Below are 6,227 nucleotides of genomic sequence, written 5' to 3'. Positions count from 1 at the left end.
CACACAACCGTCCATGATCGACGGTGGCTGCCCTCGTTCCCGCATCGCATCGAACCGCAGCTCAGCCAAGGTCAACAACCCCGGCTGGAGTACTAAGCGAGTCAGGTTTGACAGCGTGCCCAGGTTCGTGCCTCTGCTCGCTGATCACGATTGCCCTCGGATTCGGTGAGGAGCAATTCCCATTCCTTCTCCAGGGCTTGATTGATTCGTTGGTCGCGGGCGATGGCTTCTTTGAACCAGGCGATGGTGGCTGCCGCCCGCGTCCTCACCGGCCGTTACTCAGCGGTAGAACGAGTCTAGGGTGTCGGGTTCGTGGCGCAGACGCTCGCCATCCGGGTACGGCACTCCCATCTCCCTGAACCAGACGTGGGCCAGCAATTCGGTGTGGTGGTAGTACACCGCTGCGGAACGCAGCGACTCGAATGAGCCTGGCGCCTCGGTCAGGTTCTCCAGCGCCCGGTGCAGGTACCGCGATGCACGCTCGTGATGTCCCGGGTACCGGCCGGTGCGGCCCGGGGCGGTCAGGTCGGTAGCGTTGATCGCGGCCGTGATCCGGTCGGTGACGCCTTGGCAGTACTCCTTCGCGATCTGCCGCACGGTGACCGCCCGGACTGCCTCCGGGTCGTGTACGCCCGCCTCGGCGAGTTCGGCGGCCGCGTCACCGACCGGCGACACCGTCCCGTCCCGGTCGATCGTGAACAGATACACGCCGATCTCCGCAGCTGCCTCGCACGCTGCGGTCGTGTACCCGGATGTCGAGTAGAACAGGTGATGCGGTGAGTGCGGCCGGGTACCGCGCAGCTGCTGCACCGGCGGGGCACCTACCGGCTGCGCCTGCATCTTCACCTGGGCGACGCCGGTCCCGGCGACAACGTCAAGGCCGCCGTCGCGGCTGCCACCGGTCAGCTCCGCATCGGCGAAGCCGAGCGCCCGCATGTGAGCGGCGGCGATCTCCTCACTGGTGCGCCAGTCCGACGGCAGGAAACGCTGTGCTGGCGCAGCATCGCGTGCGGACGCGGCGGCGTCCAGATCGGGAAGCGCAGGCACCTCGGCCTGCTCGGGAAGCAACATGATTTGCCCGGACGCGCCCTTGTCGATGAGCTCTTTCAGCCGGTCGAGGTCGCCGTCGTCAGAGAAGACCTTGAAACCGAGCTTGCGGCCGTCGTCAGCGGTGACCGCCAGGCTCCAGCCGGCGTTCGGCCAAGTCGTGGCCCTGGTGGTGCTCATCATCAAGCCTGGAAACGACGGCCCGGTGCAGACCGTGACCGCGCCGGTGGCGCGTTCGACGAGAATCCACCGGCGCATCGTCCGGACTGCGACAAACGGCGCCGTACCGTTGCGGGTCAACTCGGACAGCTCGGGTAGGCGAGCCTCGAACTGGACCGCGGCCTCGGCGAGGATCTCAACGTGGTCGTCCGGGTCAACCGCGGCGAGCAGCAGCGCGCCGGCGGCCGGGTGCAGCGGCTGGGAACCGCGCGCCTGGAGATATCTCCGATACGCCCACGCCGCGCGGGCCTCCTTCCGCAGCGGGTCGGGGCCATGGAGGTCACGTTGGTCGAGTACCGCCGGTGCCGAGGCGGTGTCCGATGTCTGCCCTGCGTCGGCAGGATCAACGGCCGGCGCGACAGATGCAGCCAGTGTCGTAGAAATCGGCTCGGCCGGCACGATAGCGCTGGGAATGGGCTCAACGGACGTCGGCGGGCCGGTCAGCGCAGGCCCGGCCGACACCGGCGGATCCGCCAGCACGAGCGCGGGCCGCGCCTCGGCCGGCAACGAGACCACCACGCCCGGCTGCCCGGCCGGAACGTCCTCTCGCAGGGCGTCGGGACCGTGGAGAAGCATGGCCGGTGTAGCGGCAGTGCCCGGTCCACGCCCTCCCTCGGCAGCCACATCGACCGGATCGGCCGAGGCATGCTGTACGCCGCCGTCACTGGCAACATCGACTGCCTCGGCCTGCCGCACGTGATCCGCGCCTGCGGTGTCGGCCACCTGGGCCTGGGGGCTGCTGCCACCAGTGCGTTTGGACCTGGGGGTAGTCTTCGCCAGAATGCCCCAGAGCATCAGTGCGCAGGAGAGCACGATCCAGAGGATCTTCACGACATCGCGGGTTGTGCTTCCTCCGAACACTCCGTCGTCCGGCGGCACGATCGTCCCGCAGAGCAACAGCCAGCCGGACAGGAACCGCAGGATGCCAGGGGCAGAAGACTGATCTGGGGCCTTGGCTACCTGGGCTGGCGGCGACGACGGGGCGTTACTCGCCTCGAGTGCCGGTTCCTCGCTCGTGCTAGCGGCTTTGCGTGCGCCGCGCCCCCAGACGTAAAGATAAATTCCGGACAGCAGGGTGATGATCTTCATGATGGTCTGGGCCATCGGCCCCTGGAACGGATTTCTCCCAGTGATCAACGGCAGGAGGGGTACAAGGAACAGCCCGATGCCGATGAGCCGCCGCCAGGTACCTGGCGGGGTCGGGGTGGAGGGTGCGGAAGGCTTCGTCAGCTTCTTGCTCGAGGACTGAACCTTCGCGGCGCTGATCCGCTCGGCGATCGCGTTCATCGCCCGCATCGAGCCGTCGAGCGAGTAGACGAAAAGCGCGATATCGTTCTCATCGGCGTAGACGATGGCAGTCGAGGTGTAGTCGCTGCCGGTGAAGAAGATCAGTTGCTTGTTCGACGCGCCCCCGCGCGCTCCGTAGAGGAGCTGCAACGCTGGTCGTCCAATAGCGGAGGCGTGGTACTTGACCTGAGCCACCGCATTAGATGCCAGGACGTCGATCCCTCCGTCGGAGCCACCCGGGTTTGCGGTGGCATCCTTGTATCCCCAATAACGCATCCACTCGGCCGCATTGTGCTCAGCGTCCTGCCAGGTCTGGATCTGGTTCGGCCCAGGCCGGGCAAATCCGGCGGTCGGGCTGGTGCGGGTGCTCGTCACGGGCGGAAGTATCGCAGTCAGCCCTCCCCTCCTTTCATGATCCCCCGCCAAGGTGACGCCCGGGACCGTGGGTACCCGCCTCCTAGCAGAGAGGCCAGCTGAGCTGCCCGGACGGGCGAGGTGGGGGCGAGCCGGCGCGGACGGCCGCACAGGCAACCAACACCGCCACCTGCCGTTGCGCCACGAGATCGCACCATGTGAGTGGACCCGCTGACTGGAGAGCTGGCCATCACAGCAGTGCGGCCACGGTTCGTGGCGGCACCGTCACGCTGCAGGGTCGCGTCGTACAACAATCCGCAAGATCTCGGAAGGTCGCGATGCCTTCTGTACTTGCAGGATGGGAACCCTGCCTCGGCAGATCCGGGGCACCACGTGCGGTAACCCCGTGTAGCGAGCGGCGTGCGGCTGTCAGCGGCGGCGGCAGAGAAGGAGACGTAGGGCGGCCGCCGCTTGGGCGGGGACGACACCGTTGCCGAGGACGCGCAACGCGCCGTGCGTGGTACATCGAATGTGGGGTCGGTGACCCAGTGGGCGGGTAGGCCCATGAGCCATTCCACGAACGGCGGTGCGAGCACGGGCTTGCCGTGCTGGCCGGGTTGGGTGGGCGCCGGGACGGGCCGGCCGATCAGAAGCTCACAGCGTGCGATCGCCGGTGCGTAGATCCCCCAAGTGGCGTCGTCGGGTCTTCCGAGTGCACCGCTGCTGAGCTGGGCGACGGTGGTGCGCAGGTCGCGGCCTCCGTCGCCATGGTGGCCGGGGCCTCCCGCGTCGGAGGCCCAAGGCGTCGGTAGGGCAGGCACTGCACAACGCACGGCCGCGGACGGCAGGGTGAGATCCCGTGGGAACCCCGTTGTCCCGGGCAGCCTTTCTGCCCGTCCGTCGCCCGCAGAGTGGGGAAAAGCACCTGTGACAGCGGCGGCCGGACGCCGGCACCTGCGCGGCGGCCCGGGGTGCCGGTGTCGCTGGCTCGTGGGGTCGGCAAGAGGTCGTGGCGGGTGCCGTGGGGTCCGACGACATCGGGCAGCCCGTACGGGTGCCCGGGTCCCTTGCCGTCACGGGCACAGGGTGTGGGCAGCGTCGGCACCTTCTCCCCCGCCTCTCGTGGCGAGCAGGAACAGTCGGTCTCGTCGATGCGGGGCGCCGATGTCGGATGCGCGTAGGCATAGCCAGCTCGTGTCGTACCCGAGCGCGGCCAGGTCGGCGTGGACGACCTCGAGTCCGCGTTGCCGCAGCGCGGCCACGTTCTCCACGAACACGAGTGGGGGTCGAAGGAGGCGAAGTGCTTGGGTGATGTGCCGCGAGAGGCTGGAGTGGGGTCCGGTGATGCCGGCGCGTTTGCCGGCGTTGGAGATGTCCTGGCAGGGGAAGCCTGCGGTGAGGACGTCGACGGGTGGGACGCGGGTCCAGTCGACGGTGCGGATGTCGCCAAGCCCTCGGCGCCCTCGCCCTGGCCTACCCCGACCGCCTCGGCCCCTACCTGACCTGACCAACCATCGATCAACTTACACAGACAACTTGACAGGCCCTGTCGGTCGGTTTCGGCGTACCAGATGAGCTGGCCGCCGAGCACCAGTTCGACGGCCAGGTCGAGGCCGCCGTATCCGGTCCAGAGCGATCCGATCCGCGGCCCGGGAATGTGGTCACTCACGCCACCCCCGCACGCTGGTCCTGAACATGGCGCCCGTAGACGCGCCACCTCCGCCGTCCTCGCCGACGGTCGCTCAGGGAACGCAGGCTGCTAGAGCGCCAAGCCCCGATACCTGTCCCGCCACGCAAGACGAACAAGACGAGGGTCATCAGGCTTCGAGAATGTTCCGCAGGTCGCTCAACGACTGCTCGCTGAGCAACGACGGCGTCGCTTCGAGCATCAACTGGACGCCCCGCCCGAGCTGCTGCTCCGTGAGCGTCACCATCGCGCTGGTCAACTCTCTCGTGTCGCTGCGATTCTCGCTCTCCACGTCACGAACCAGCTGCAGCTGATCAGCCGCAAACAGTTTCGCCGCCAAGGTTGTGACGATGCGCCGCCGCGCTTCGGCCTTGCTCATCCCGGCCCGGTGTGCCTCGAGCACGGCCACCACGTCGTACGACGCTTCTGCAGGCGCAGACTCCACCAGCCGCGCCGCTTCGACCGGGCCAACCGTCGCCTCTACCCGGACGACCTGGTCGCCACCGCTACCGATGCTGGCCAGCGTTCTCCAGGCTGACATCGCGACAGATGCCACCGCAGATCCTACAGCCGGGATGGCCGACGCCACAGCCGATCCGACAGCCGGGATCGCCGAGGCCACAGCCGGAATCGCCTGCTCACTCACCCACCTCACGATGTGCGGCCTGGCATTTTCAAGGACGTCGCGGGCCACGTCGACAGCGAGCTGACGAAACATCTGCTCGAATTCAGAGCGGAGAGATGCCTGCGGGTCCATCACATGCCTCCGCCGGCCATGGCGCCCGTGACCTGGCTCAGCTTGATGCTGCTTGCGCCATGCGTCAGGAGACTGAGCTCCGCAGGGCCTTCCGGCGACCGGCAGAGACGCGTTGCCTCGTCATAGCTGAAGCACATCACCCGGCTTTGCATCGCTGACCCCATCTGCTGAACCGCCCGCACCGCGCCGCATCGTCGCAGACTCGCCGCAGAACGCGCCACCCAGCAGCATGCCCACTCCCGAAGCCATCTGACGAAGACGGGTCGTGCGCGGCTCCCGATCAAAGGAGGGATGACGGATGGCAGGTCGCGGACGATCAGCACCAGAGCTGGGTTGAGCTTCCCCCGGTTGTCCGGACGGCTTCCGTGTGATGGTCAGGCCGCGGCTGCGGCCGGGGTGTGGTGTCGTTCGTAGTCGATCGGGGACAGGTTGCCAAGGCGCTCTGTTCGGACTTTCCGGCGCCATCACGGCTCAGCGCTGGCCGGCCTTCGCGACCGCGGTCGGTTTTCGCCGTGTCCCTCTAAGTTCTTCGCCGGCTTAACGACACCCGACGTCGCCAGCAACTTCGTCGGCTCCGCCGTGGTGGCCCGATTCCGGTCCACCATCGACCGAACGCTGTCACCATCTCTGACGTCGTGAACCTTCTTGAGCTGGCACCTTTGGACCACAGGACCTCAAGCCTCGTCCTGGCCCCTTTCCGGTAGTGGCGGAACGTAACTGGCAAGCCAAGAGTCGGGTAGAGGTGCCGAGGGCTGAAGAGCTGACGGTCTACGCATCCTCCTAGTACTCCAGCCGGGGTTGTTGACCTTGGCTGAGCTGCGGTTCGATGCGATGCGGGAACGAGGGCAGCCACCGTCGATCATGGACGGTTGTGTG

3 protein-coding genes are annotated in these 6,227 nt (G+C 67.4%); all 3 read right to left on the bottom strand.

Annotated elements, in window-relative coordinates; all coding sequences use genetic code 11:
• Window positions 1-279: 279 nt before the first annotated feature.
• The gene (locus ACWEVO_RS27105; protein ID WP_452310327.1) at window positions 280-2,928 is read right to left on the bottom strand and encodes a restriction endonuclease; all 2,649 of its coding nucleotides are present in this window, start codon (window positions 2,926-2,928) and stop codon (window positions 280-282) included.
• A gap of 1,052 nt (window positions 2,929-3,980) precedes the next feature.
• Window positions 3,981-4,418 (bottom strand): DNA cytosine methyltransferase, encoded by a 438-nt coding sequence (locus ACWEVO_RS27100; RefSeq protein WP_452310326.1) that lies wholly within the window; start codon window positions 4,416-4,418, stop codon window positions 3,981-3,983.
• A 306-nt stretch (window positions 4,419-4,724) separates the two neighbouring features.
• A complete protein-coding gene (locus ACWEVO_RS27095) occupies window positions 4,725-5,351 on the bottom strand; it encodes a hypothetical protein (protein ID WP_452310325.1) in 627 nt (208 codons plus the stop codon).
• Window positions 5,352-6,227 lie beyond the last annotated feature (876 nt).

The organism is Micromonospora sp. NPDC003776 (assembly GCF_053605645.1).
The sequence above is the reverse complement of the archived record's forward strand: the minus strand, read 5'-3'. Positions and strand labels throughout refer to the sequence as shown.